We start from the raw sequence: 24697 nt of genomic DNA, 5'->3' as shown, positions 1-24697 counted from the left end.
TCTAGTTTTCAGTATTGATTTCTTCTTGAGTTTTGTCAATTGCAGAAATTAAAGTGTGCCATGATAATGTTGCACATTTTACTCTCATTGGATATTGTTTTACTCCAGATAAGCACATTAACTTAGTTTTTTCATCTTCCTGTAAATTTTTTGATTTTAATTCAGGGTTTTCTTTAATCATACCCAAAAAATCATTTACAATTTCTTTGACTTGAGCTTCTTCTTTTCCCTTCATTAAATCAGTCATGATTGATGCTGATGCCATTGAAATTGCACAGCCACTTCCCTCAAATGAAACATCTTGTACTTTTTTGTCTTCATCCAATTTTAGAAATATATGAACATTATCACCACATAAAGGGTTATTACCTTTTGCATCTTTGTTAAAATTTTCTGTCTTTCTTAGATTGCGTGGATTTTTTCCATGTTCTAAAATAATTTCTTGATAAAGTTCTTTAATATTCATTATAAATTAAAAATTTTTTTACAGTTATTTATTGAGCTATTAAGTTGGTCTAGATCTTCTTTTGTATTATAAACACCTAAAGAAGCACGTGCACTTGCTGAAATTCCTAATTTATCATGTAAAATTTGACAGCAATGGTGTCCAGCTCTTATAGCAACACCATCTTCATCTAATATGGTGGCTATGTCGTGTGGATGTACGCCTTCAATTGTAAAAGATAAAACTGCAGCTCTATTTTTAGGATTACCTATTAATTTAACAGAATTGTTTCTTTTTAAGATTTCTTGTCCATATTCAATTAATTCTTGTTCATGTTTGATCATACTTTCTATTCCAACTTTTTCTAGAAACTTTATAGATTGATCAAAGGCAATAACTTGTGCTGTTGCCATTGTTCCTGCTTCATACTTGTTTGGTAAATCACCATAAGTAATACTGTCTTTTTTAACGTCATTAATCATACCACCACCACCTTGATAAGGAGGTAATTGTTCTAACCATTTTTTTTTTGCATAAAGTACTCCAAGACCAGTTGGTCCATACATTTTATGACATGAAATAGCATAAAAATCACAGTCAATATCTTGCATATCTAACTTTAAATGTGGTGCACCCTGACAACCATCAACTAAAACTGCGATACCTTTTGAGTGAGCTAATTCTGTTATTTCTTTAACTGGCAAAACAGCTCCTGTCACATTAGATAAATGAGTAATAGCAATTAATTTTGTTTTTGAATTTATTTTTTTCTCAATACTTTCGAGGGTAATTTCACCATCATCATTAATTTCTGCAAATTCAATCTTAATCCCTTTTGATTGTCTTAAAAAGTGCCATGGCACATAATTGGAATGATGTTCAAGTTCAGTTATAAGAATTTCGTCTCCATGTTCTAAATACTTTTGGCCAAAAGTATTAGCCACAAGGTTAATTGCTTCAGTGGCACCTTTAGTAAATACAATTTCATTTTTATCTTTAGCATTAATATATTTTTGAACAGAAGATCGTGTATTTTCATAAAGATTAGTTGCTGCCACAGCTAAGTAATGAACACTTCTGCCTATATTTGAAAATTCATTAGTATAAAATTCGTTTACTCTATCAATTACTGATTGTGGTTTTTGAGATGAGTTAGCACTATCAAGATAAACAAGATCATTATTATGAATCTTGTTGCTAAATATTGGAAATTCTTTTTTTATGTCTGATATACTCATTCTGTGATTCCTATCATATTTTTAATTAGATCTTTAATTTCTATATCTGTAATTTTTTCTACTGCATCAAGTAAAAATCCTTTAATTAATAATTCTTTTGATTGCTGGTTACTCAAACCACGAGACATCAAGTAAAATATTGCATCTTCATCTAAATTTCCAGATGTTGCTCCATGAGAACATTTTACATCATCAGCATAGATCTCAAGTTCTGGTTTTCCATCAAATTCAGTATTCTCACTTAATAATAGAGCTTTACTAAGTTGATACCCATTTGTTTTTTGGGCTTTTGAGTCTACATAAATTTTACCTTGATAAATACCTTTTGCATTTTCATTTAAAACACTTTTAATTAATTGATAGCTTTTTGTATTTTCAGCTAGATGATTAATATTAGTTTTGATTTCATGATGTTGTGAGTTTGTTAAATTTATTATTCCATTAATAAATGCTGAGCTGTACTCATCATTTAAATTACAATTAATTTCATTTTTTATAAATTTAGACCCAGTCGAAAAAATAAAGTTTTCTGAAATACTATTTTTTTCTAAATTAATATTATTATAAGAGTATTTAATATTAGAATTTTTTTTATGATCAATCTTATAATTTTTAAGAATAGCATCTTGTGCAATATCAAAATTTTGAGCTATATTTATAAAATTATTTTCAGAACTATCATCAAACAAATCTATTATTTTCAAACTACTATTTTTTTCGAGAACAATGTCTGTTTTCAAATTGAGCGCTGTTGATTTAAGTTCTTTGGTTGTAATATTGTATATAATTAATGGCTCATTCATTGAATAGTTCTCTTTAACCGTTACTCTGATATAACTTGCAATGAAAGCATTGTTCAATGAAACCAATGAATTAACTTCTTTAGAATTTTCATTTTGGTTTAAATCTCTTGTTATCAAAACTTTAGTGTCATCTTCAGAGCTAAAATCAACTTTTGAAATTACTCCATTAAGAAAAATTATCTTATTGTGTGCAAATTTATCAATAAAGATAGCTTCATCAATCTCACTTGTTTCAAAGTCAGTATGGAAGCGTAAATTTTCAATATTAGAAGAAATTATCTGATTCAAATCTGAAAATTTCCAATCTTCCACTCTTTTATTTGGAAAACCATTCTCTACAAATTGATTAAGGTTTTCTTTTCTAGAATTTATACTTTTCTCTGAAAGTTTTAAACTTTCTATGACTTTATTAAAATCTACTTTTAGTTGTTCCATAATCTAACTTAAACTTTCGTATCCTTTGTTTTCAAGTTCTAATGCAAGTTCTGACCCACCCGATTTAACTATTTGTCCATTAATTAAAACATGTACAAAATCTGGTTTTATATATTCTAATAATCTTTGATAATGAGTAATAATTAAAAAAGAACTTTCTTTACTTCTTAATGCATTAACACCTTCAGATACTATTTTTAAAGCATCGATATCAAGTCCAGAATCTGTTTCGTCTAGAATAGAGAGCTTAGGATTTAATATAGACATTTGAAGTATTTCATTTTTTTTCTTTTCTCCACCAGAAAAACCTACATTTAATTGTCTACTTAATATTTTTTCATCAAATTTTAATTCGCCTGCTTTTTGCTTAACTAATTTTAAGAATTCAATAGCATCTAATTCTTTTTCACCTTTAGCTTTTTTGATTGCATTTAGAGATGTTTTTAAGAATATATTGGTATTAACTCCTGGTATTTCCAATGGATATTGGAATGCTAAAAATATTCCTTTATGAGCTCTTTCTTCAACCTCTAAACCTAAAAGATTTTCATTAAAATATTTTACTTCGCCAGTTACAGTGTAGCCTTTTTTTCCTGAAAGAACATTTGATAGAGTGCTTTTTCCAGATCCATTAGGACCCATAATTGCGTGTACTTCTCCTGGTTTAATTTCTAAATTTAACCCTTTTAAAATTTCTTTATTATCAATATTTGCTTTAAGATCTTTAATTGTTAACATTAACCAACACTCCCTTCTAAACTAATTCCTACTAATTTTTGAGCTTCAACAGCAAATTCCATTGGTAATTGTTGTAGAACCTCTTTGCAAAAACCATTAACAATTAAACTAACAGCCTCTTCTTGATTTAAACCTCTTTGGTTACAATAAAACAATTGTTCATCACTAATCTTTGATGTAGTTGCTTCATGTTCAATATTTGAGCTAGAATTTTTATTCTTTATGTATGGAACTGTATGTGCTCCACACTTGTTACCCATCAAAAGAGAATCGCATTGAGTAAAATTCCTGGCATTGTCAGCATTTTTTGCAATATCTACTAACCCTCTATAGGTATTATCTGCAAAACCAGCTGAAATACCTTTTGATATTATTTTGCTTTTTGTATTTTTACCCAAATGAATCATTTTAGTACCTGTATCTGCTTTTTGATGATTATTTGTTATTGCTATTGAATAAAACTCTCCAACAGAATTATCGCCCATCAATATGCAGCTTGGATACTTCCATGTAATTGCTGACCCTGTTTCAACTTGTGTCCAAGATATTTTTGAATTTTTTCCCTTACACAAACCTCTTTTAGTTACAAAATTATAAATCCCACCTTTCCCATCTTTGTCACCAGGATACCAATTTTGTACAGTTGAGTATTTTATTTCAGCATCATCAAGCGCAACTAACTCTACATTCGCTGCATGTAATTGATTTTCATCTCTCATTGGTGCAGTACATCCTTCTAAATAACTCACATAACTTCCTTTATCAGCAATGATCAAAGTTCTTTCAAATTGACCTGTTTCTGTAGCATTAATTCTAAAATAAGTAGAGAGTTCCATCGGACATCTTACACCTTCTGGAATATAAACAAATGATCCATCAGTAAAGACTGCTGAGTTAAGTGTTGCAAAATAATGATCTGATATTGGAATTACAGAACCTAAGTATTTTTTTATTAATTCAGGATGTTCTCGTATTGCTTCTGACATAGAACAAAAAATAATTCCTTTTTTATTTAACTCACCCTTGAATGTTGTTGCAACAGAAACAGAATCAAATACAGCATCAACTGCAATTCCATTAAGTCTTGCTTGTTCTTGCAGGGGTATTCCAAGTTTGCTGTAAGTCTCTAGTAATTTTGGATCTAATTCGTCTAAACTTTTTGGCTTATCGTCCATACTTTTTGGTGCTGAATAATAATAAAGATCTTGATAATCTATTTTAGGATATTTAGGTTTTTGCCAATTTGGTTCTTTTAATTGTTTTAGTCTTTCAAATGCTTTTAGTCTCCAATCAAGCATCCATTGTGGTTCTTTTTTAATATTCGAGATAAACTTAATTACCTCTTCATTTAAACCTTTAGGAGCTCGAGTGTTTTCAATATCTGTTGAAAAACCATATTTATAGTCTTTTAATTTTTCTATTTCCTTTTCTCTTGCGTCCATTTTAATTTCTACTTTCTGAAGAATTGTTAATAAGATCTTTTAAGTTTTTTTGTTCAAAAAAATTATTGATATGTATCTCAAGTTCATCCCACAAATTATGAGTAATGCACTTTGTTGTCTTGCTGTTACATCCTTTTTTAGATTCTTTTTTACATTGAACAGTTTTAACTTCTTCATCTACAGCACTAAGTATATTTGCTAATTTAATTTCTTCTGGTTCTTTGTTTAAGATATAACCACCATTAGTTCCTCTAATGCTTTTCACAATATTGTATTTTTTTAATTTAGAAAAAATTTGTTCTAAAAAATCTAAGGAAATTCCTTGTCTTAACGATATATCTCTTAAAGATACTGGATTAACGCTATTAAACTTAGCGAGATCAGCTAATGCCATTACTGCATATCTACCTTTTGATGTTAATTTCATTTTACCCTTATTTAAGAAGGCTTTTTATACAATCTTGACTAAATTAGTCAAGTATACAATATGTAAAAAAGATAACATATTGTCGCTTAGTTATGATATGTGTATTTTTTTTTGAGAATAATAATCAATATCATTTATGGATAATAAAATAGTAGAAGTTTTTATACCTGGACCTGCCGGAAGAATGGAAGCCAAGTATTATAAAAGTGAAAAAATTACATCACCAATAGCACTAGTATTGCAACCTCATCCTCAATATGGAGGAACAATGAATAATAAAGTTGTAGTTGATACATTTCATACTTTTATGGAAAATGGATTTTCTGTATGCAGGGTAAACTTTAGAGGTGTCGGAAAAAGTGATGGTGAATTTGATAATGGTCAAGGAGAACTTGCTGATGCAGCTGCAGCCCTAGATTGGTTAGAACGTGAAAATTTTGATAACTCACAATGTTGGGTTTCAGGATTTTCTTTTGGATCACTAATAGCAATGCAATTATTAATGAGAAGACCAGAAATAAATAGATTTATCGCAATATCACCACAGCCAAACGTATATGACTTTTCATTTTTATCTCCATGCCCTACTTCAGGTTTAATGATTTATGGTAAAAAAGATGAGTTGGTTCCCTTGGAACATATTACAGATTTAGATAAAAGATTAAGCGCACAAAAAGGTATTAAAGTTGACTTTGAAGCTATAAATGATGCTAATCATTTTTTTACTAAAACAGAAGATGTATTGGTAAAAAGCTTAGATAAATATATCAAAAAAGAATCTGCTTTATTTTAGTCTTAATAGTTTTTAACTAAAACTCCACCTATTGAAGGTTTTTGTACGTCAGTAGTTCTGGGGAATGATATTTCTTTTTTAAGTGCAGATCTAATAGCAAGATAGGCAAAAGCCTGAGACTCGATAAAATCTCCATCAATTTTATAATCATCAATTATTTTTAAAGAGATATTTTTTGGCAGTCTTTTTTTTATATTTTTCATTAAAGAAAGGTTTTTTCTTCCACCACCACAAACTATTATTAATAATTTTTCATTTTCTTTAATTTTTATTAATTTTAAAATTGATTGATAAATTATTATTGCAGTAAAATCTACTAATGTAGATAAGCCATCCTCATATGAGAGACCTTTCACAAAACTTAAATCAAAATCCTTTATATCAAATGAAAGTTTTTTTTGATTACTTATATTATCAAAATTATCAATTGCTTGATTTAGAATAACTTCACTTGTTTTTCCAGTTTTTGAAGCTTTTCCATTTTCATCATATTTCATTTGTGTGTGTCTTCTAACCCACTCGTCTAAGAGACAATTACCTGGACCAACATCAAAGCTTATTAAGTCTTCATTATTTTTTGAGACAACAAGAGTAATATTTGCAATACCTCCTACGTTTAAAACACAAGCAGGTTTCTCAATTTGATTCTGGTTTACAAGTAAGTTATGAAAGATTGGGGCTAATGGTGCGCCTTGACCCCCATTAAGAATGTCATTTTCTCTAAAGTTGTAAACTACGTCTTTTTTTAAAAGACTTGATAGTAAATTACCGTCTCCAATTTGTTTTGATATTTTTTCCTGAGCATTATGAAAAATTGTTTGACCATGGAAACCAACTAAATCTACATCTATTCCAGAGCTCTTTATAGTTTCTTTACTAATTTTGCCGTGAAATAATGTAATTTTTCTCTCAAGCTCTTTAATTTGATAAGAATTAGCTGTCAGATCTTTTATTGAATTTATTTTATCCCTTAGATTTAGTAAGTCTGAATAAATTACCTCATCATATTCAAAATATTTATCAAATATAGGTTCATAGTTATTTTCACCATCAGACTTAATAACTGATGCATCAACACCGTCCATAGATGTGCCACTCATTAACCCTAAAGAAGTATAAAATTTTTCCATTCTTATTTTTTAAGTAAATATTGTATATTCTAGATAGCATATTTATGAATAAATTTTTAAAAGAATTTAAAGATCGAGGTTTCTTTTACCAGTGTACTGGAGAAGAAAACTTGTCTCAATTATTAGATAAAGAAAAAATCAGAGCTTATATAGGTTTTGATTGTACAGCTGAAAGTCTTCATGTTGGTAGTTTGCTTCAAATTATGTGTCTTAGACTATTACAAAAACATGGTCACCAACCAATAGTTTTATTGGGAGGTGGTACCACTAGAATAGGTGACCCATCTGGTAAAGATAAAACTAGAACAATTTTATCTGAAGAAGAAATTGAAAAGAATATAAATAATATTGAAAAAATTCTAAAAAACTTTTTAGATGATAAAGACCCAAAAACAAAACCTATATTTGTTAATAATTATACTTGGCTTAAAAATTTAAATTATATTTCTTTTCTAAGAGATGTGGGAAAACATTTTACAATTAATAAAATGTTAAGTTTTGATAGTGTTAAAATTAGATTAGAAAGAGAACAGTCATTAAGCTATATGGAATTTAACTATATGATTTTGCAAGCATATGATTTTTTAGAATTAAATAAAAAAGAAAACTGTATGCTTCAAATTGGTGGCTCAGATCAATGGGGTAATATCGTTAATGGAGTTGATCTTATAAAAAGATATTCAAACAATCATGTTTATGGTTTAACGACACCTCTTATCACATTGGCATCAGGTGCAAAAATGGGCAAAACTGAATCTGGAGCTGTCTGGCTAGATAAAAAATTTCTTTCAGCATATGATTACTGGCAATTTTGGAGAAATATTGATGATCGAGATGTATTGAAGTTTTTAAAAATTTTTACAGATATTAATGTTGATGAAATTGAAAATATTAAAAATGATAATATTAATGAACTAAAAATTTTACTTGCAAATAAAACTACATCTATGCTGCATGGTGAAGATAAAGCAAGTAAATGCCAAGAAACAGCAAAACAAACATTTTCTGAAAATTCATTGGGTGATAACCTGCCAACTATTCAAATTAACAAACAAATGTTAGACGATAAAATGAGTATTCTGGATTTAGTAATTTTATCTAAGTTAGAAAGCTCGAAAAGCGAAATTCGGAGATTAATTAAAGGAAATGGAATTAAAATAAATAGTCAGGCTATTTCTGATGAAAAGCTTTTAATTACTGAAGATTTATTTAAAGACAGTTTAATTAAACTTTCTCTTGGTAAAAAAAAACATATTAAAGTTGAATTAGTTTAGTTCTTTTTAATTTTTTCTAGTGTTCTTGTTATAAATCTAGGTGTTAAAGTTTTAATTGGATTAACCGTTGTAGATAAGTTCTTTGGAGGTCCTTTTATTTTAAAACTTACCCCAAAAACACCTTCACCTGTTTTATCACCTATCAATAATTTACCTAGTAATGGAATTGAAGCTATAGATCTATTTATAGTTGTTGCAGGAACCAATGTTCCTCTCAAGCTAACCAATTTCTTTGATTCAATATATCCATCCATTAATATAGAGATAGCAGGTCCGATTGCATACATTTCCTCAATTGTAGTAAGACCTTTTTGACTAGAATATATCATTTCAAAATCAGTGAACCTTATTCCCTCACCAGTTAAAAGATCTGCGATTCCTTGAAGTGATGCTAGGCTTAAAAGCTTAGCAAAAACAGGTACTTCTTTAACTTTAAAATTATCAATAATTAATACAGAATTAGAAACACCATCTTTTTTTATAGAATTAAAATTTAAATAACCTTCCTCGAATCCTTTTATGAAATCATATCTTTTAATCAAAGGTTTTGGGTAGTTTGAAAAGAATTTTGTAATAGTTTCTTTTTGCTTATTAGTTTCAATGGATAAATTCATTTTTTTATTATTAGAAAAAGTGGACTCTAGGTTCAATTTATCTAATTTATTTTCTTTAAAAGAAATATTTCCAAATAAATTTTTTGTATAATCATTTTTATTTATAAAGGTTGTATCTATTTTAATATCAAATTTAGAATTAAAATTTTCAAAAATTGTAGAACTTTCATCGTCGTTCATACTGTTGTTAATGAGCTGAGTTGCGTCAAAACTTTTGCCCTTTATGGAAAAATTAGATTTATTTCTCTTTAATTCTATTTTATTAATAAGGTTATTTTTATTTCTATAATCAAGCTTGACGTAATCAAAATCTTTAATTTTAAGGTTTTTGCTAAATAATAAATCTTTAATTAAAATTTGATTATTTTTTTCTGTTATAGAAATAGTTTGAAGTATTAATTCTTCATTTTTTTTGTAAATACCTTTTAATAAAATATCTGAACTATCTCCTTTTTTCTTTTTATAATCTAAAAAATTTATTATTAATGGGTTGTTTTTAATATTAAGCTTTGTATCAAATGCTATTTTTCCATCATTATTAATAATATTGTAGGATAATTTTTCTAACTCATCTCCAATATAAATATCCCCCTCTCCTTTAATATCCAATATATCTTTTGTTAATTTAATTTTAATCTTATGATCTTCAAGTTTAACTTGCTTGGTATAATTGGGTAAAAAAGGTTTTAAATTAAGAGGATTTTTAACTATTTCTAAATTTTCTAAGTTTAAGTTTGTTTCAATTTTTAAATCATTTAATTTAAAATTTTTATTTAAGTTAAAAGAAAGGGTATTTATAGATTTGAAATCAATTTTTTCTATCTCAATAGTATTCAGTAGATTACCAAGTATAGGCTTTAATTTATTAATATCAAAATTCTGCTGATCACTTATTACTTTTCCATCAACAAAAAATATATTTTTCTTTTCCTCAATTTGAATTAAGGGTGATCTTAATTTTATATTATTAAGGTCTGTTTCTACTTTTCTTAATGTTAGTTGATTTTTGCTTATATCAAATAAAAGATTTAAGTTTTCAATTTCCACTTGGTTAAAAATATTAAATTTTGCTTCTTTAACAGCCCCATTTATTTGATAATCATTTTTAATTTCTCCATCTAATTCAAATGTAAGATCTATATTTGCAGAAATTAATCCTTCTTTAGTTATGCTCTCTAAAACAAAAAGTTGTGGCGATCCTTTAATTGTTCTTATTAATGAGATTAGATCTTTAATTTGAATTTCTTTTGTGGAAATTTTTAAATCATCAATAGAAAATCGATTATTTATAAAGGATCTTAATGATATATTGGTAGTAATATCACTTAAATTCAAACTTTTATCCCCCAAAATTATTTTAGGATTTTTTGATGATATATTGATACTGAAATCTAGTGGATCTAATAAATAATTAACCTCATTTAATGAAAGGTCTATTCTTTTATTAATCTTTGAAACATTTTTTTTGATTTCATTATTAAACTTTTCAGTTTTTATTCCATATATACTTAAGTAAATAACAATAATAGCTAAGGTTATTATTAATATTGTAAGAATTTTAATTATTCTTTTCATTATTTTACTTTATATAATGAACTTTCTAAAAAATCATCAATCTCACCATCTAAGATTTTATCAGGGTTTGAGCTTTCAAAGTTAGTTCGATTATCTTTTACCATTCTGTATGGGTGAAGTACATAGGATCTAATTTGATGACCCCAACCAATTTCTGACTTAGAAGACTCTATCGTTTGACTTTCTTTTTCTTTCTTTTTTAACTCAAAATCATAAAGTCTTGCTTTAAGCATATTCATACAGGTGTCTTTATTTTTATGTTGTGATCTTTCATTTTGACATTGGACAACAATTTTAGAAGGTAAGTGAGTAATTCTTACCGCACTGTCAGTGGTATTTACATGCTGTCCTCCTGCACCACTTGATCTATATGTGTCAATACGTAAATCTTTCTCATTTATCTCAATTTCAATATTTTCGTCTACTACTGGGTAAATCCAAATACTAGCAAAACTAGTATGGCGTCTAGCACCAGAATCAAAGGGTGATATTCTAACCAACCTATGAATTCCAGACTCAGCTTTTAACCATCCATAAACATAATCACCCTCAATTTTAATTGTTGATGATTTTATTCCAGCTTCATCTCCCTTGTGTTCGCTAATTAATTTTGATTTAAAACTCTTAATATCTGACCATTTTAGATACATTCTTCGTAGCATTTCTGCCCAATCCTGACTCTCTGTTCCACCAGCACCAGCATGAATTTCTATATAGCAATCTAAACTGTCAGTTTCATTTGATAAAAAACATTTAGTTTCATTTTTTTTAGCTAATTTTTTGAGATTTTTGATGCTCTCTAGAACTTCATTTACTACAGATTGATTTTTTTCTTCTAAAGCAAGTTCATTTAATTCATCTAGGTCAATTATTGATTTAGATGAATTTTCATATGAATTTATTAATTCTTCATATAATTTTTTTTCTTTAATAACTTTTTGTGAATTTGATTTGTCTTGCCAGAAATTAGATTCTAGTATTTTTTGATTATTCTTTTTTAATTTTTTACGAATACTATGTGTTTCAAAGGTACTCCTTAACTCTTTGATTGATTTTCTCTATTTCAGATTTGTAATTTAAATATTCATTATCCATTAATAGAACCTTAATATATTATTATTTTTTAATCTATTATTAATATCTTGATTCAATAAACTTTCTACTTTTACATCTTTATAGGCTTCAATAATTGTTCTTCTTGTTCCAATTTCAGCTTTTTTTCCTGTAACAGGATCAATAACTTTCATTAAAATATTTTTTGCAACTTTAAATGGTCTTGCATCTTCTTTCTTCACAGCTTTTTTAACAAAGCTTTTAAAAATTGGTAATGCTGTTTTTGCACCTGTTTCATATCTTCCAAGTGATTTTGGATTATCTGAACCCACATAAACTCCTATTATCAATTTTGAGGTAAAGCCAACAAACCAAGTATCTGTATTTCCATTCGTTGTTCCAGTTTTACCAGCTAAGTCTAAATTTAAATCTTTTAAATTTTTTCCTGTTCCATTTTGAACAGTTCCCTCTAATATCGAGGTCATTTGATATGCCGTTTCTGGAGAAAATATTTGCTCAAACTTGTCTTCTATATTTGGATAATTGTCACTTAAGTGAGATATTTGATCACAATTTATACACTCTCTCATTTCATTATTAAATATTGTATTACCTTCACTATCTTGAATTCTATCGATCATTATTGGTTTAACTAGTTTTCCTCCATTAACAAATGAAGAGTATGCTGATGTTAATTTTAACAACGTTGTCTCAGCAGAACCCAATGAAATTGATAAAAGCTCACTAGGATTTTCATATATTCCAAGTTTTTTTGAAAAATTAACAATTTTTTTAACTCCAAGATCTTGTGCAATTCTAACTGTCATCAAGTTTCTAGATTTTTCTAATCCCATTCTCAGTGTTGATGGTCCATAAAATTTTTTTCCATAGTTTTCTGGTTTCCACATTTTTAAATCAGTTCCTTGTTCTAAAACTAATGGTGCATCTAAAATTAAAGTTGATGGTGTGTATCCATTCTCAAGAGCTAAAGCATAAATAAAAGGTTTGAAAGCAGAACCTGGCTGTCTTTGTGCCTGCGTTGCTCTGTTAAATTCACTTTTTTTAAAACTAAATCCACCACTTAAAGCTAACACCCTTCCAGTAAACGGATCCATAACAACAATTCCTCCATTAACCACTGGCAACTGTCTTAAGGCAAATATGTTTTTGTTAATATTTTCAACATAAATAACATCTCCAATTTTTAATATTTTTTTAAAATCTTTTTTGATCCAGGAGATATTTTCATATTTAATAGTTCCTTTTTTTTCATATTCTGTTTCAATTTCTATTGAAAATTTATCTATCTTGTTAACTATTGCTAAGTCCCAGTTAATTGATTTTTCTAACTTAAATTTATCTACTTTTTTATTCCATTTTTCTAATTTTTTAATATTAGTCAATGCTCCACGCCAACCTTTTCTTTTATCATATTCAATGAGACCCTGCCTCAATGACTCTGTTGCAATTTTTTGTAAATGAAGATTAATAGGTGTGCTTATATTTAATCCTTGTTTATAAACTTTATCAAATCCTAACTTTTCAACAACATCTTTTCTAATATCTTCAACATAATAACTTGTATCTTTTGTAAAAACTTTTTTTCTTTTTTTTAGTATAATTTTTTTTGACAAAAGTTCTTCTTGATTTTTTTTATTTATATAATTATTTTCAAATAAATTATTTATAACTAAATCTCTTCTAAATTTTGCAAGTTCAATATTTTTATAAGGATTATATCTACTTGGGGCCTTTGGTAGAGCCGCTAATAAAGCTGCTTCTTCATAATTTAATTCACTAATTGATTTGTCAAAATATTCTAAGCTGGCTGATGCAACACCATAAGTACCTTCACCAAGATAAATTTGATTTAAGTATAGTTCTAATATTCTTTCTTTTGAAAGAGCCCTTTCTATTCTAAAAGCAAGAATTGCCTCTTTAATTTTTCTATTTAAACTTACTTCATTTGTTAATAAAAAATTTTTTGCCACTTGTTGGGTTATAGTTGATGCACCCTCTAGTCTTCTTGATGCAATTACATTAGAAATATTATTAATTATTGCTCTTAATACTCCTTTGGCATCTACACCAGGGTGTGAATAGAAATTTTTATCTTCTGCAGATAAGAAAGAGTTAATCACTTTTTCTGATATTGATTTATAGGGTACAAATATTCGTTTTTCTGATGAAAAATCATTCACTAACTCGCCTTCACCTGAATAAACTTTACTAGAAACTGATGGTTTATAATTTTTAAGAAATTTATAATCTGGTAAATTGTTAGAAAAAGCCCACAAAACAGCTAATATTGAAAATGCAGACAATAGACCAATACTTAAAACTAATATAAATATATTTTTAATTATTCGGTGCATTTTAGTTTAATATATATAAGAATTTGGTAATGTTAAGGCACCAGAATTCAAACAAAATTTAAAATTATTTAAATATAAAATGAAACAATTAATCAAAAATATATGGAAAAAAATTTATACATTGATGCTTCGCATCCAAATGAAACAAGAGTTGTACTTAAGTCAGGTGAAAGTATTGAAGACTACGAGTACGAAGGCTTAAAAAATAATTTAATCAAAAATAACATATACCTTGGTAAGGTAAGCCGTGTAGAGCCATCTTTGCAAGCTGCATTTATTGATTTTGGTAGAGATAGACATGGCTTCTTATCTTTTAATGATATTCAATCAGACTATTATCAAATACCTCAGAGTGATTTAGCAAAAATAAAGGAAGAAGAAGAAAGAGCCAGAGAAGAACTTCTAAGAGAAGGTGAACTGGAAGAGCAAAAGAATATTAATGAGGGTAATCTTGATGTTAATGACCCAGTTGAAGTAAAGCCTGAATCAGAATTAGAGAGTGATGACCAGATAACAGAAGAGAGTGACGCTCCAGTTACAGATGGTGCTCAAGTTGATGAAAATAAAGAACAGTCTTCACCTGTATCATTTGGTAAAAGACCTGAGGTAAGATTTAGATCTAAAAGATACAAGATCCAAGAGGTTATAAAACCTAACCAGGTAATTTTAATACAAGTATTAAAAGATGAAAGAGGGCAAAAAGGTGCTGCACTAAGTACTTTTATTTCTATAGCAGGTAAATACATTGTCCTAATGCCCAATACTCCAAAAGGTGGTGGCATATCTCGTAAAATTTTCAACCCAGGAGAAAGAAAGAAAATTAGAACCATCTTAAACGATATAGTTATTCCAAAAGAAATGGGTCTTATTGTAAGAACTGCAGGTTCAAATAAAACAAAAAATGATATAGATCATGATCTTAAAACTTTGATTAAAACTTGGAATGAAATTAAAGAAAATGCATTAAATTCTATAGCTCCATCATTAATCCATCAAGAAAGTGATATTATAAAAAGAACCTTAAGAGATATGTATGATGAAGATACAAACAATATCATCATTGAGGGTAATGAAGGTTATAAAAAAGCACAAAACTTTATGAAGTTAATGATGCCATCTCATGTAAAAAAAATAAAAAAATATAGAGAAAAAGTTCCTTTATTTTTCAAAGAGAACATTGAAGAAAAATTAAATCAAATTTATGATTCAGAAATAAAACTAAAATCAGGTGGTTACCTAGTTATAAACCCAACTGAAGCTCTAGTTTCAATTGATATAAACTCAGGAAGCTCTATTAAACAAAAAAATGTTGAAAGTACCGCTTTAGACACTAATCTTGAGGCAGCAGAGGAAATATCTCGACAAATAAAAATAAGAGACTTATCTGGATTAATTATTATTGATTTTATTGATATGTTAAGTTTTGGAAACAGAAGATTGGTTGAGAGAAAGCTTAAAGAGCAATGCAGAACTGATAGGGCAAGAATTCAAATAGGAAGGATTAGCACATTCGGACTATTAGAGATGTCCAGACAAAGATTAAGAGAAAGTGCTGTAAAATGGAAAGTTACTCTTACCGATGAGTCTTTTGCCATGAAAATTCTTAAATTAGTTGAAGTTAAAGCTGTTTTAACAAAAGCAAAATTTGTGGAACTTAAGATTTGTGAAAAAATATCTGACTTTATGAAAGAAAATTTTATTGAAGATTTAAAGTATTTTGAAGAAAAAAACTTAATTAAGATAGATATAATTGCAGATAATACTCTTATTATTCCCGAATATATAATTGATCTTCAAAACAAAACTAAAAAAACAATAGAAACAGTTCAACATATAGAAAAGTTAAAAAATCTAGAAGAGCAAAAAAAAGAGTTTAAATCTCTTGAAAGTCTAATTAAAAAGAAGCCTTATAAAAAAAAACCTTTTTTTAAAAAGAAATTTTTTAAAAAGCCAGCAGCTTAAATAATTCCAGTTTTTGGAGAAGATGCACTTCCGTATATAGATTTTTCTATACGACCAGCTAAATAAGATTGTCTTCCCGCAATTACTCCATTTTTAAATGCTAAAGCCATTTGAAATGGTTTTTTAGCTTTAGCAATCGCAGTATTAGCCAATACTCCATCACAGCCTAACTCCATAGCAATAGCTGCATCAGAGGCTTGTCCTAACCCAGCATCGATTATCAAAGGGAGCTTTGTTTGGCTTCTTATAATTTTTATATTTGTTGTATTTTGAATTCCAAGTCCAGAACCTATAGGTGCTGCTAGAGGCATAATTGCACAAGCTCCTACATTCTCTAATCTTTTAGCCATCAAAGGATCATCATTGCAATAAACCATTACCCTAAACCCTTCTTTGGTTAAAACTTCTGTAGATTTTAATGTTTCAATCATATCTGGAAATAGATTTTTTTTATCTCCTAGCACCTCAAGCTTTACCAGTTTCCATCCACCAATTTCTCTTGCTAAACGTAAAGTTCTTAGAGCTTCTTCAGAATTAAAACAACCAGCAGTATTTGGTAAATAAGTAATTTTTTTTGGATCTATATAGTCCATCAACAAAGGTTTTTTTTTATCAGAGATATTTACTCTTCTCACTGCAACAGTGACTATTTCTGCACCAGATAATTTAATAGCTTTTGCACATTCTACCATGCTTTTATATTTTCCGGTCCCAACTATTAATCTGGAATTAAATTTTTTTTTATCAACTATTAATTTATCGTTAACCAATTTTATCCACCTCCAATAAAATGAACAATTTCTATTTTGTCATTATTTTTTAGTTTTATCGTTTTTAAATTATTTTTATCTATTATTTCTTGATTTAATTCAATTGCTACTTTTTTAAGAGGAATCTTTAGTTCTTTTAAAAAAATTGAGAGGCTTAAATTTTCATTTATTGTTGAAAATTTACCATTTAACTTAATTTTTATTTTTTTTACTTTTTTCATAATGTATAAGAATCTGATGAATAATAATATTATAATTATTAATGGCCCTAATCTTAATCTATTAGGTGAAAGAGAACAATCACAATATGGATCAATAACTTTCGATAAATTAAAAGAAAATTGTTTAAGTAAAGCTAAAGATTTAAATATTAATTTAGAGTTTTCTCAGTCAAACATTGAAGGTGAAATAGTTACAACCATACAAGAGGCTAAAAGTAAGTTTGATGGTATAATTATTAATGCTGCAGGATTTACACATACATCTGTAGCTATCAGGGATGCTTTGGATATTTATAAAGAACCAATTATTGAACTTCACATATCAAATATATACAAAAGAGAAGAATTTAGACACAAATCTTTAATCAGCGATATTGCTACTGGTGGAATTTTTGGTTTAGGTGATAATGGTTATATTTTAGCCATAATTGCAATGCAAAACATGTTACAGAAATGAAAATAGATAAAAATATTATTAAAGAATTAACTAATTACTTAAATGAGTTTAATTTAACTGAAATTGAATACACAGATAAAGATACTAAAATCAAAGTATCAAAATCAAACCCAATTAGTTCAAATCAAGCTGTAAATGTTGCTGCCTTAACACCAGTCCTTGGTGCAGCCAATTCTACAGTTATATCTGGGACTGAAGTCAAATCCCCTATTATTGGTACGGCTTATCTTGCAGCAGAACCTGGAGCTAAAAAATTTGCAGAAGTTGGTAAAAAAATTAAAAAAGGTGAAACAGTTATGATAGTTGAAGCTATGAAAACTATGAATCATGTTCCATCAACAGCAGATGGAATTATAAAAGAAATCTGTGTAGAAGATGGCCAACCTGTTGAATATGGCCAAACTATTATCATCGTAGAGTAATGTTTAAAAAAATTCTAATTGCAAACCGTGGGGAAATTGCAGTTCGAGTTATAAGAGCGTGCAAAGAATGGGGTATAGCAACTGTTGCTGTTCATTCAGATGTAGATAGAGATAGTATGCACGTTAGGCTAGCTGATGAAAGTGTTTGCATTGGCTCACACCAACCAGCAAACAGTTACTTAAATATTCCAGCCTTGATGTCTGCAATAGAACTGACAAAAGCAGAGGCTGTTCATCCTGGTTATGGTTTTTTATCTGAGAATGCAACTTTTGCTAAAGTCTTAGAAGAAAACAATATTAAATTCATTGGCGCTTCTTCAAAACTCATAGAAATGATGGGAGATAAAATTCAAGCAAAAAAAATTGCAAAACAACATGGGCTTCCTGTAATTGAAGGTTCTGAGGGTGGTGTAACTGATATAAAGCAAGCAAAAGAGTTATGTAAAAAGATTGGTTTTCCTGTTTTAATTAAAGCTTCTGGAGGTGGAGGTGGAAAAGGAATGAAGATTGTTAACAAAGAAGAAGAATTTGAAACATTATTTTCAACAGCAAAATCTGAAGCACAAAAATACTTTGGAAATGATGAGGTTTATATTGAAAAATTTTTTCAAAACCCAAGACATATAGAAGTTCAAGTTTTGTCTGGCAAAAATAGAACCATTCACCTTCATGAAAGAGATTGCTCTGTACAGAGAAGACATCAAAAATTAATAGAAGAAACTCCTAGTCCAGTCTTAACTGACGAAATCCGAAAAGATCTTTTTGAAAGAACAGTAAACATGGTTAGTAAAATTGGTTATGAAGGTGCTGGAACAGTAGAATTTATATATGAGGATGGTAAATTTTATTTTCTTGAAATGAATACTCGTGTTCAAGTAGAGCACCCAGTAACTGAAATGGTAACAGGGATTGATATAATTAAAGAACAAATTTGGATAGCTTATACTGGCGAAACAGCTTTAAAACAAAGCGATATTAATCCTAGAGGACATGCAATAGAATGTAGAATTAATGCCGAAGATGCTAGTAAAAATTTTCAACCATCGCCTGGAACCATAGGTATGTGTCACCAGCCATCAGGTTTTAGAACTAGAGTAGATGGTGCAATTTTCCAAGGTTATAAAGTTACCCCATATTACGATAGCATGATCTGTAAAGTAATAACTCAGGGAAGAAATAGAACTGAAGCAATACAAAGAATGAATCGATCTTTAGATGAATTTGTCATTGAAGGGATAACAACAACAATACCTCTTCATAAAATTCTACTAAACCATAAAAAATTCATTGAGTCAGACTTTAATGTTGGCTGGCTAGATAACGAAAAAGTAATCTAATAACATCTTGTTAGCCAAATGTCATATACTGCGTGATCAAAAGGGTTTACAGCAGGACTGGATGAAAAAGTCCATCCATTAAAAATAAAAACTTCATTGTTATCTTTATTCGTCGTATCTTTAACTTGAATATAAGCAGTTATTTCTGGGTTGTCGTCAAATTCTGAGTTTTTACATTTGAGACTTTTTATTAATAAACCTTTAAATTTAAGTTCTTTACCTATCTCTAATTTTAAAAGGTCGGTCTTTGAACTTACTTTATCTAAAATCTTAATTTCAACAAATCTTCCCTCATTAGCTATTAAGGGTAGTGGCTGGCTTATTAAAAAAAAATAAACTAAAAAAAATAAAAAATTAACTTTTCCAGATTGTATATTTTTTTTTGATTGGATCATTGTTTTTATTTGGATGATAGGCATTCTCAGTACCTGTTTGATTGGATTGATGTGGTTTTTGCCAATCATACTTATTCAATTTGTGATTTTTTTCAATTCTATTATTAGTGAAGTGCATCCAAGAATACCATTCGGTGGGTATTTTTGAGGCATCAATTTCATCATTATAAATTACCCATCGTTTGCCAGATTTACTTTCGTAATATTTATTACCACTAGAATCTTTTCCAGCAAGTTTTCCATAAAAAATAGTTTTTAATTTTGTGCCTAATGTTTCTTGGTTCCACCAAATAAAAATTTTTTTAAAAAATGTCAACATATTATTTAATTAATTCTTCAATCCTAAATTGTATTATTTAAATTAGACTAAAGTAAGGATTTGTATATAAATTAATTATCTTACGATTCAAAATAAAAAATTAATTAAAGGAAAAATGGCAAAATATTTAGTAGAAACTTATTATACTTGTAGCTTTAAAGTTAATCATTATTTAGATGATATTAATGAAACAGAATTAGCAAACCTTGAAAAGCGCGATGATGGAAAATTTGAAGTTTTAGACGTGAAACTTGATACAAGAAAAACAAAAAGTTTAGATCCAAATAATAGAGTAATTGAGCCTAAAAAATTAGATATTATATCTGAACAAAGCCAACCAAAAATTGTTTCGAAAGAAAATAATACCGCTTTTGTTAAACAAATTAATGAAGGTGTGGGTAAAAGATTTAGTATGCCTGATAGAAGAAAAGGTTATATCCAAAAAGCGACAATTGGTGATCATAAAGTTTATCTCCACACCGGAGAATATGAAGATGGTAAAATTGGTGAAATTTTCATAGACACAAGTAAAGAAGGTGAACTGGTAAAAGCTTTGATGAATAATTTTGCAATAGCAATATCACTTGGGCTTCAATATGGTGTTCCTTTAGATGAGTTTATTAGCGCTTATGTTGATACTAAATTTGAACCATCTGGAAAAGTTCATGGCAATGACAGAATAATGAGTGCCTCTTCAATACTTGATTATATATTTAGAGAACTTGCTATTTCATATCAAAATAGAGAAGATCTAGCACACACTCCATCTATTGGTGGATCAGATAGATCCTTACCTGAAGAAGAAAATACTGAGGATCAAAATCAATTACTTAAAATTATAAAAGATGTTACTAGCAAAGGCTTTGTTAGAAATAATTACAAAAAAAACCTTGTTGATTTATCTGACGTTAAGATAAGCTTAAAAGGTAAAAAGTAATATTATTTTTTAAGTTTTAAAGCTAAACCGAGCTCTTTAAGCTGCTCTTCATTAACGTCTGACGGAGCGTTCATCATTAAGTCTTGAGCATTTTGATTCATTGGGAACATTGTAACTTCCCTAATATTTTTTTCATTTGCTAATAGCATTACAATTCTATCGATACCAGGTGCTATACCACCATGAGGTGGAGCTCCATAACTTAAAGCATTGATCATTCCACTAAATTTTTCATCAACTTGTTCTTTTTGATATCCAGCTATCGAGAATAACTTATACATCAATTCAGGTACATGATTTCTAATTGCGCCAGAAGATAGTTCTATCCCATTACAAACAATATCGTATTGGTAGGCTTTAATATTAAGTGGATTATCAAGATCAATATCTTTTAAGTCACCTTGAGGCATTGAAAATGGATTGTGACTAAATTCAATTTTATTAGTTACTTCATTTTTTTCAAACATTGGATAATCAACAATCCAACAAAACGCAAAAATATTATCATCAATTAATTCTAAATCCTTAGCAATTTTATCTCTTGCTAAAGAGGTTATTTTTTCAACTTCATTTATTTTTCCACAAGCAAAGAATATACTGTCCCCTATTTCGGCTCCAGTGATTTTCATAATTTCTTCTAAGGCTTCTTTAGAGAAAAATTTTCCTACTGGTCCTTTTGCAGAAAGATTTTCTTCTTTTTCAATTGTAAAATAAGCAAGACCTGATGCACCTTGTTCTTTGGCCCACCTGTCAATATTATCAAAAAAACTTCTAGGTTTATCTTTTGTATTTTTTGTAACTATACATCTTACTTTAGAGCCAGATTTTACAAGCTTTTTAAATATCTCAAACGCAACATCATCACGGGTAAAAATATTTGATAAATCAAAAATTATTAATGGGTTTCTTAAATCTGGTTTATCCGATCCATACTTAAGCATAGATTCTTCATACGGTATTCTTGGAAATTTTTCATACATTAATTTTTTTGAAGAAAAATTCTTAAAAACATTGACTATTAATTTTTCAACAACTTGAAAAACGTCTTCTTGTTCAACAAAAGACATTTCTAAGTCGAGCTGATAAAATTCACCTGGACTTCTATCTGCCCTTGCATCCTCATCTCTAAAGCATGGAGCTATTTGAAAATATTTATCAAAACCAGAAACCATTATAAGCTGTTTAAATTGTTGCGGTGCTTGTGGCAGTGCATAAAACTTTCCAGGATTTAGTCTGCTTGGTACTAAAAAATCTCTTGCACCCTCAGGGCTAGAAGATGTTAATATTGGTGTTTGAAACTCCAAGAAACCAAGTTTAGACATCTCACTTCTAATAAAAGAAATAACTTTTGACCTTAAGATAATGTTATCATGAATCTTTTTTCTTCTTAAATCTAAGAATCTATATTTGAGTCTAATTTCTTCAGCATATTCTTGATCACTAAAAACTGGCATTGGTAACTCTTTACAAGTACCCAGCACTTCAAATGAATTTATATTGACCTCTATCTCTCCAGTTTGGAGATCACTGTTAATGGTCTCTTTTGTTCTCTCAACAACCTTACCATTTATTTTAATTACGCTTTCTAATTGAATTTTTTCTAATGATTTAAAATTTTTGTTACTCTTTTCTATGATGCACTGAGTCATCCCATAATTGTCTCTTAAATCTATGAACAGTAAATTTCCATGATCTCTTTTTTTATTGATCCAACCTGACAAAACAACATCTTTACCACTGCTATCTATTGTTAACTCACTACATGTATGTGTTCTGTATTTATTCATTTATTTCTCAAGAGCTTCATTAATAATTTTAAAGTCGATTGATTTCTTTTTTTTTAAACTAATCTTGTCAATTTTATATATGAATTCAAATATTTTGCCATACGATCTCTCAATTCTTTTAATAATAAAATCAATCAGCTTTTTATCTAAAGTAATTTGTCTATCTGATAAATTTTTTAATATCAGTGCAAACATTAGCTCATCATCAGGGTTTTGAATGTTTGCAAAAAGACAGTTCTTAGTTCTAGATCGAAGATCATCCAGTTGAAAATTGATCTCAGATATTGGTTTCATTGATGTGACTATCAAAAACTTATTATCTTGATCTATTATATTGAAGAGTGAATAAATCAGCTTCTCATTTATATTTAAATTTAAATCCTCTAAAACTACGTTTTGATAAGGTTTAATAGATTTAAGGTTTTCATCATTTAATGAATTAACATCAATTCTAATGCCATTAAACTTTTTCAAAAAAATATTTACTAAATGGGTTTTTCCTGAAAATTTTTGACCATTAATGTTTAAAAAGTTTTTTTCCCATTTTGGCCATTTGTTAATCATTTCAAAAGCATAAAAATTACTCTTTCCAACATAAAAATCATCATCTTTAAAGTTTTGCTCATAATCAAAATCTAACAATAATTGATTTAAACTTTTCATTTTAATGTCCACATATTATTTTTCATTTCTAATTCAAGGTTCTTTTCTCTCATGTCATTTAAAAATATATTAGGTGTACCATTATAGGTAATTTTATACTGAATACTCTCACTATTAAAATTCAAGACACTAAAGTCAGAAACTAGATCTATACTATAAAGCACCTGTTCCAACTCTATAATTTTTTTTGTTTTTTTGGAATTAATAGATATTGTTATTGGAAGTTTTATTGAAGTATTAATTTCATTATTTTTTTTCCATTGATCTTCATAAAGTTGTTTTAAACTTTTAACAATATTAGAAAAGTCATCCACATTTACAATATCTATTTTGGGGTAGTTCTTATTTTGAACTTTCAAAGTATTGTTTAAATTAATTTTTGAGAGTGTTCTTACACTGTTACTTTCTTTGTATATTATTAAAATTATACTATCTTTAATATCATATTTATTAATTAGATTTGAAAAATCATAGGTTTCGATATCTTTGGATGTTTTTTGTAATTCTACCAAGTCTTCAATATCTTCACTTGGTAATAAATAATCTAACAAATCATAAGAGTTTTTTTGTTCATTCCATTTATCGTAAAAAATATTATTATTAAAAAGATAAATATTGTTATTTTTAGTTTCTATAAGAATAGGAAATAATAAGACTTTATTTCTTTGAGGTATTGATGGAAAAATATTCTTATTTTCTAAAAATTTAAGAATTTTTTTTTTATTAAAAGTTGTTTCTAAATTTGCAAAATACTCATTATTTATAAATTTTTCATCGCTAATAGTAAAAGAATCAATCATGCCCTTAAGTTCTCTTATTGGAACATTTTTTATCTTTTTTCTATCACCAGAGGTTGTAATCATTGAAATCAAATCATAAAAGGAAGTTTGAAATCCTTTATCAATTACATTATTTTTTTCAAAATTTAGTTCAAATGGAGAAGATATTTCAATGTTAGATACCTTAAATGCATTTGCATTCGAATAAGTTGTGGAAAAAAATACTATTAATAGAGAGAATAAAATAAAATAAATATATACATTCAGTAATTTATAAAATTTATTAATTATTTGCATATATTATAC

24 protein-coding genes are annotated in these 24697 nt (G+C 28.1%); 7 read left to right on the top strand and 17 right to left on the bottom strand.

The features are described 5' to 3' along the window. Nucleotide 1 precedes the first annotated feature (1 nt). From sufU to AC5YGC_RS01780, 6 genes are read right to left on the bottom strand one after another with little or no spacing between them, the layout of a single operon-like run. Complete coding sequence (gene sufU / locus AC5YGC_RS01805; protein WP_271492521.1) at nt 2-466, bottom strand: Fe-S cluster assembly sulfur transfer protein SufU; 465 nt, start codon at nt 464-466, stop codon at nt 2-4. Then, on the bottom strand, nt 466-1683 hold the full coding sequence (locus tag AC5YGC_RS01800) for a SufS family cysteine desulfurase (RefSeq protein WP_496139960.1): 1218 nt from the start codon (nt 1681-1683) through the stop codon (nt 466-468). The genes sufU and AC5YGC_RS01800 overlap by 1 nt, the downstream gene beginning before the upstream one ends. Then, nucleotides 1680-2924: a Fe-S cluster assembly protein SufD gene (gene sufD, locus AC5YGC_RS01795; protein ID WP_496140302.1), complete on the bottom strand. Its 1245-nt coding sequence runs from the start codon at nt 2922-2924 to the stop codon at nt 1680-1682. Before sufD ends, AC5YGC_RS01800 begins: the two co-directional genes overlap by 4 nt. Beyond that, nucleotides 2925-3659 (bottom strand): Fe-S cluster assembly ATPase SufC, encoded by a 735-nt coding sequence (gene sufC, locus AC5YGC_RS01790; protein ID WP_415290950.1) that lies wholly within the window; start codon nt 3657-3659, stop codon nt 2925-2927. Then, nucleotides 3659-5101, bottom strand: coding sequence for a Fe-S cluster assembly protein SufB (gene sufB, locus AC5YGC_RS01785; RefSeq protein WP_496139958.1), 1443 nt, complete (start codon nt 5099-5101; stop codon nt 3659-3661). Before sufB ends, sufC begins: the two co-directional genes overlap by 1 nt. Before the next feature lies 1 nt (nt 5102). After that, nucleotides 5103-5528, bottom strand: a complete 426-nt coding sequence (locus AC5YGC_RS01780) for an RrF2 family transcriptional regulator (protein ID WP_415278659.1) — start codon at nt 5526-5528, stop codon at nt 5103-5105. A gap of 136 nt (nt 5529-5664) precedes the next feature. Here AC5YGC_RS01780 and AC5YGC_RS01775 point away from each other — a divergent pair, with 136 nt between their 5' ends. Further along, the gene (locus AC5YGC_RS01775; protein WP_496139957.1) at nt 5665-6321 is read left to right on the top strand and encodes an alpha/beta fold hydrolase; all 657 of its coding nucleotides are present in this window, start codon (nt 5665-5667) and stop codon (nt 6319-6321) included. Between the two features lie 2 nt (nt 6322-6323). Here AC5YGC_RS01775 and AC5YGC_RS01770 read toward each other — a convergent pair whose 3' ends face one another. Continuing rightward, nucleotides 6324-7451 (bottom strand): anhydro-N-acetylmuramic acid kinase, encoded by a 1128-nt coding sequence (locus AC5YGC_RS01770; protein WP_496139956.1) that lies wholly within the window; start codon nt 7449-7451, stop codon nt 6324-6326. 44 nt (nt 7452-7495) lie between these two features. On the opposite strand from AC5YGC_RS01770, the gene tyrS reads away from it, so the two are divergent. Next, complete coding sequence (gene tyrS / locus AC5YGC_RS01765) at nt 7496-8725, top strand: tyrosine--tRNA ligase (protein ID WP_496139955.1); 1230 nt, start codon at nt 7496-7498, stop codon at nt 8723-8725. On the opposite strand, the gene AC5YGC_RS01760 is transcribed toward tyrS, so the two are convergent. Genes AC5YGC_RS01760 through AC5YGC_RS01750 form a run of 3 tightly spaced genes read right to left on the bottom strand, consistent with a single transcriptional unit; the run spans nt 8722 to nt 14342 of the window. Beyond that, nucleotides 8722-10914 (bottom strand): hypothetical protein, encoded by a 2193-nt coding sequence (locus AC5YGC_RS01760; protein ID WP_496139954.1) that lies wholly within the window; start codon nt 10912-10914, stop codon nt 8722-8724. The two genes, tyrS and AC5YGC_RS01760, sit on opposite strands and share 4 nt — an antisense overlap. Beyond that, on the bottom strand, nt 10914-11963 hold the full coding sequence (prfB, locus tag AC5YGC_RS01755) for a peptide chain release factor 2 (RefSeq protein ID WP_496140301.1): 1050 nt from the start codon (nt 11961-11963) through the stop codon (nt 10914-10916). The genes AC5YGC_RS01760 and prfB overlap by 1 nt, the downstream gene beginning before the upstream one ends. 45 nt (nt 11964-12008) lie before the next feature. Continuing rightward, complete coding sequence (locus tag AC5YGC_RS01750; RefSeq protein WP_496139953.1) at nt 12009-14342, bottom strand: PBP1A family penicillin-binding protein; 2334 nt, start codon at nt 14340-14342, stop codon at nt 12009-12011. Nucleotides 14343-14444: 102 nt separating this feature from the next. Between AC5YGC_RS01750 and AC5YGC_RS01745 the strand changes: the two genes are divergently transcribed. After that, nucleotides 14445-16304: an Rne/Rng family ribonuclease gene (locus tag AC5YGC_RS01745; RefSeq protein WP_496139952.1), complete on the top strand. Its 1860-nt coding sequence runs from the start codon at nt 14445-14447 to the stop codon at nt 16302-16304. Here the strand turns inward: AC5YGC_RS01745 and AC5YGC_RS01740 are convergent. Both AC5YGC_RS01740 and thiS read right to left on the bottom strand, forming a co-directional pair. Continuing rightward, entirely contained in the window at nt 16301-17074 is a 774-nt protein-coding gene (locus AC5YGC_RS01740) for a thiazole synthase (RefSeq protein ID WP_496139951.1), read from the bottom strand. The genes AC5YGC_RS01745 and AC5YGC_RS01740 overlap by 4 nt on opposite strands. Nucleotides 17075-17076: 2 nt before the next feature. After that, complete coding sequence (thiS, locus tag AC5YGC_RS01735; protein WP_496139950.1) at nt 17077-17295, bottom strand: sulfur carrier protein ThiS; 219 nt, start codon at nt 17293-17295, stop codon at nt 17077-17079. Between the two features lie 16 nt (nt 17296-17311). On the opposite strand from thiS, the gene aroQ reads away from it, so the two are divergent. The 3 genes from aroQ to accC are packed head-to-tail and all read left to right on the top strand — an operon-like array spanning nt 17312 to nt 19511. Then, on the top strand, nt 17312-17752 hold the full coding sequence (gene aroQ, locus AC5YGC_RS01730; RefSeq protein ID WP_496139949.1) for a type II 3-dehydroquinate dehydratase: 441 nt from the start codon (nt 17312-17314) through the stop codon (nt 17750-17752). Then, nucleotides 17749-18174, top strand: coding sequence for a biotin/lipoyl-containing protein (locus AC5YGC_RS01725; RefSeq protein ID WP_496139948.1), 426 nt, complete (start codon nt 17749-17751; stop codon nt 18172-18174). Before aroQ ends, AC5YGC_RS01725 begins: the two co-directional genes overlap by 4 nt. Then, on the top strand, nt 18174-19511 hold the full coding sequence (accC, locus tag AC5YGC_RS01720; protein ID WP_496139947.1) for an acetyl-CoA carboxylase biotin carboxylase subunit: 1338 nt from the start codon (nt 18174-18176) through the stop codon (nt 19509-19511). The genes AC5YGC_RS01725 and accC overlap by 1 nt, the downstream gene beginning before the upstream one ends. Here accC and AC5YGC_RS01715 read toward each other — a convergent pair. Both AC5YGC_RS01715 and AC5YGC_RS01710 read right to left on the bottom strand, forming a co-directional pair. Next, nucleotides 19508-19906, bottom strand: coding sequence for a DUF2155 domain-containing protein (locus AC5YGC_RS01715; protein WP_496139946.1), 399 nt, complete (start codon nt 19904-19906; stop codon nt 19508-19510). The two genes, accC and AC5YGC_RS01715, sit on opposite strands and share 4 nt — an antisense overlap. Continuing rightward, entirely contained in the window at nt 19866-20225 is a 360-nt protein-coding gene (locus tag AC5YGC_RS01710) for an NADH-ubiquinone oxidoreductase subunit NDUFA12 family protein (protein ID WP_496139945.1), read from the bottom strand. The genes AC5YGC_RS01715 and AC5YGC_RS01710 overlap by 41 nt, the downstream gene beginning before the upstream one ends. 115 nt (nt 20226-20340) lie before the next feature. Here AC5YGC_RS01710 and AC5YGC_RS01705 point away from each other — a divergent pair, with 115 nt between their 5' ends. Next, the gene (locus AC5YGC_RS01705) at nt 20341-21162 is read left to right on the top strand and encodes a TSCPD domain-containing protein (protein WP_496139944.1); all 822 of its coding nucleotides are present in this window, start codon (nt 20341-20343) and stop codon (nt 21160-21162) included. A 2-nt stretch (nt 21163-21164) separates the two neighbouring features. Here the strand turns inward: AC5YGC_RS01705 and aspS are convergent, their stop codons facing one another. Genes aspS through AC5YGC_RS01690 form a run of 3 tightly spaced genes read right to left on the bottom strand, consistent with a single transcriptional unit; the run spans nt 21165 to nt 24688 of the window. Next, nucleotides 21165-22949 carry an aspartate--tRNA ligase gene (gene aspS / locus AC5YGC_RS01700; RefSeq protein ID WP_496139943.1) on the bottom strand — a complete coding sequence of 595 codons (1785 nt, stop codon included), beginning with the start codon at nt 22947-22949 and terminating at the stop codon, nt 21165-21167. Then, entirely contained in the window at nt 22950-23612 is a 663-nt protein-coding gene (locus AC5YGC_RS01695) for a P-loop NTPase family protein (protein WP_496139942.1), read from the bottom strand. Beyond that, entirely contained in the window at nt 23609-24688 is a 1080-nt protein-coding gene (locus AC5YGC_RS01690) for a hypothetical protein (protein ID WP_496139941.1), read from the bottom strand. Before AC5YGC_RS01690 ends, AC5YGC_RS01695 begins: the two co-directional genes overlap by 4 nt. Nucleotides 24689-24697: the final 9 nt, after the last annotated feature.

The sequence above is a fragment of the Candidatus Pelagibacter sp. uisw_138 genome, assembly GCF_059512485.2.
This window is presented reverse-complemented; position numbering and strand designations above follow the sequence as displayed.

Coding starts and splice junctions, on each gene's coding strand:
- sufU (WP_271492521.1), bottom strand. CDS start 466: ATGAATATTAAAGAACTTTATCAAGAAATTATTTTAGAACATGGAAAA.
- AC5YGC_RS01800 (WP_496139960.1), bottom strand. CDS start 1,683: ATGAGTATATCAGACATAAAAAAAGAATTTCCAATATTTAGCAACAAG.
- sufC (WP_415290950.1), bottom strand. CDS start 3,659: ATGTTAACAATTAAAGATCTTAAAGCAAATATTGATAATAAAGAAATT.
- sufB (WP_496139958.1), bottom strand. CDS start 5,101: ATGGACGCAAGAGAAAAGGAAATAGAAAAATTAAAAGACTATAAATAT.
- AC5YGC_RS01780 (WP_415278659.1), bottom strand. CDS start 5,528: ATGAAATTAACATCAAAAGGTAGATATGCAGTAATGGCATTAGCTGAT.
- AC5YGC_RS01775 (WP_496139957.1), top strand. CDS start 5,665: ATGGATAATAAAATAGTAGAAGTTTTTATACCTGGACCTGCCGGAAGA.
- AC5YGC_RS01770 (WP_496139956.1), bottom strand. CDS start 7,451: ATGGAAAAATTTTATACTTCTTTAGGGTTAATGAGTGGCACATCTATG.
- tyrS (WP_496139955.1), top strand. CDS start 7,496: ATGAATAAATTTTTAAAAGAATTTAAAGATCGAGGTTTCTTTTACCAG.
- AC5YGC_RS01760 (WP_496139954.1), bottom strand. CDS start 10,914: ATGAAAAGAATAATTAAAATTCTTACAATATTAATAATAACCTTAGCT.
- AC5YGC_RS01750 (WP_496139953.1), bottom strand. CDS start 14,342: ATGCACCGAATAATTAAAAATATATTTATATTAGTTTTAAGTATTGGT.
- AC5YGC_RS01745 (WP_496139952.1), top strand. CDS start 14,445: ATGGAAAAAAATTTATACATTGATGCTTCGCATCCAAATGAAACAAGA.
- thiS (WP_496139950.1), bottom strand. CDS start 17,295: ATGAAAAAAGTAAAAAAAATAAAAATTAAGTTAAATGGTAAATTTTCA.
- aroQ (WP_496139949.1), top strand. CDS start 17,312: ATGAATAATAATATTATAATTATTAATGGCCCTAATCTTAATCTATTA.
- AC5YGC_RS01725 (WP_496139948.1), top strand. CDS start 17,749: ATGAAAATAGATAAAAATATTATTAAAGAATTAACTAATTACTTAAAT.
- accC (WP_496139947.1), top strand. CDS start 18,174: ATGTTTAAAAAAATTCTAATTGCAAACCGTGGGGAAATTGCAGTTCGA.
- AC5YGC_RS01715 (WP_496139946.1), bottom strand. CDS start 19,906: ATGATCCAATCAAAAAAAAATATACAATCTGGAAAAGTTAATTTTTTA.
- AC5YGC_RS01710 (WP_496139945.1), bottom strand. CDS start 20,225: ATGTTGACATTTTTTAAAAAAATTTTTATTTGGTGGAACCAAGAAACA.
- AC5YGC_RS01705 (WP_496139944.1), top strand. CDS start 20,341: ATGGCAAAATATTTAGTAGAAACTTATTATACTTGTAGCTTTAAAGTT.
- aspS (WP_496139943.1), bottom strand. CDS start 22,949: ATGAATAAATACAGAACACATACATGTAGTGAGTTAACAATAGATAGC.
- AC5YGC_RS01695 (WP_496139942.1), bottom strand. CDS start 23,612: ATGAAAAGTTTAAATCAATTATTGTTAGATTTTGATTATGAGCAAAAC.
- AC5YGC_RS01690 (WP_496139941.1), bottom strand. CDS start 24,688: ATGCAAATAATTAATAAATTTTATAAATTACTGAATGTATATATTTAT.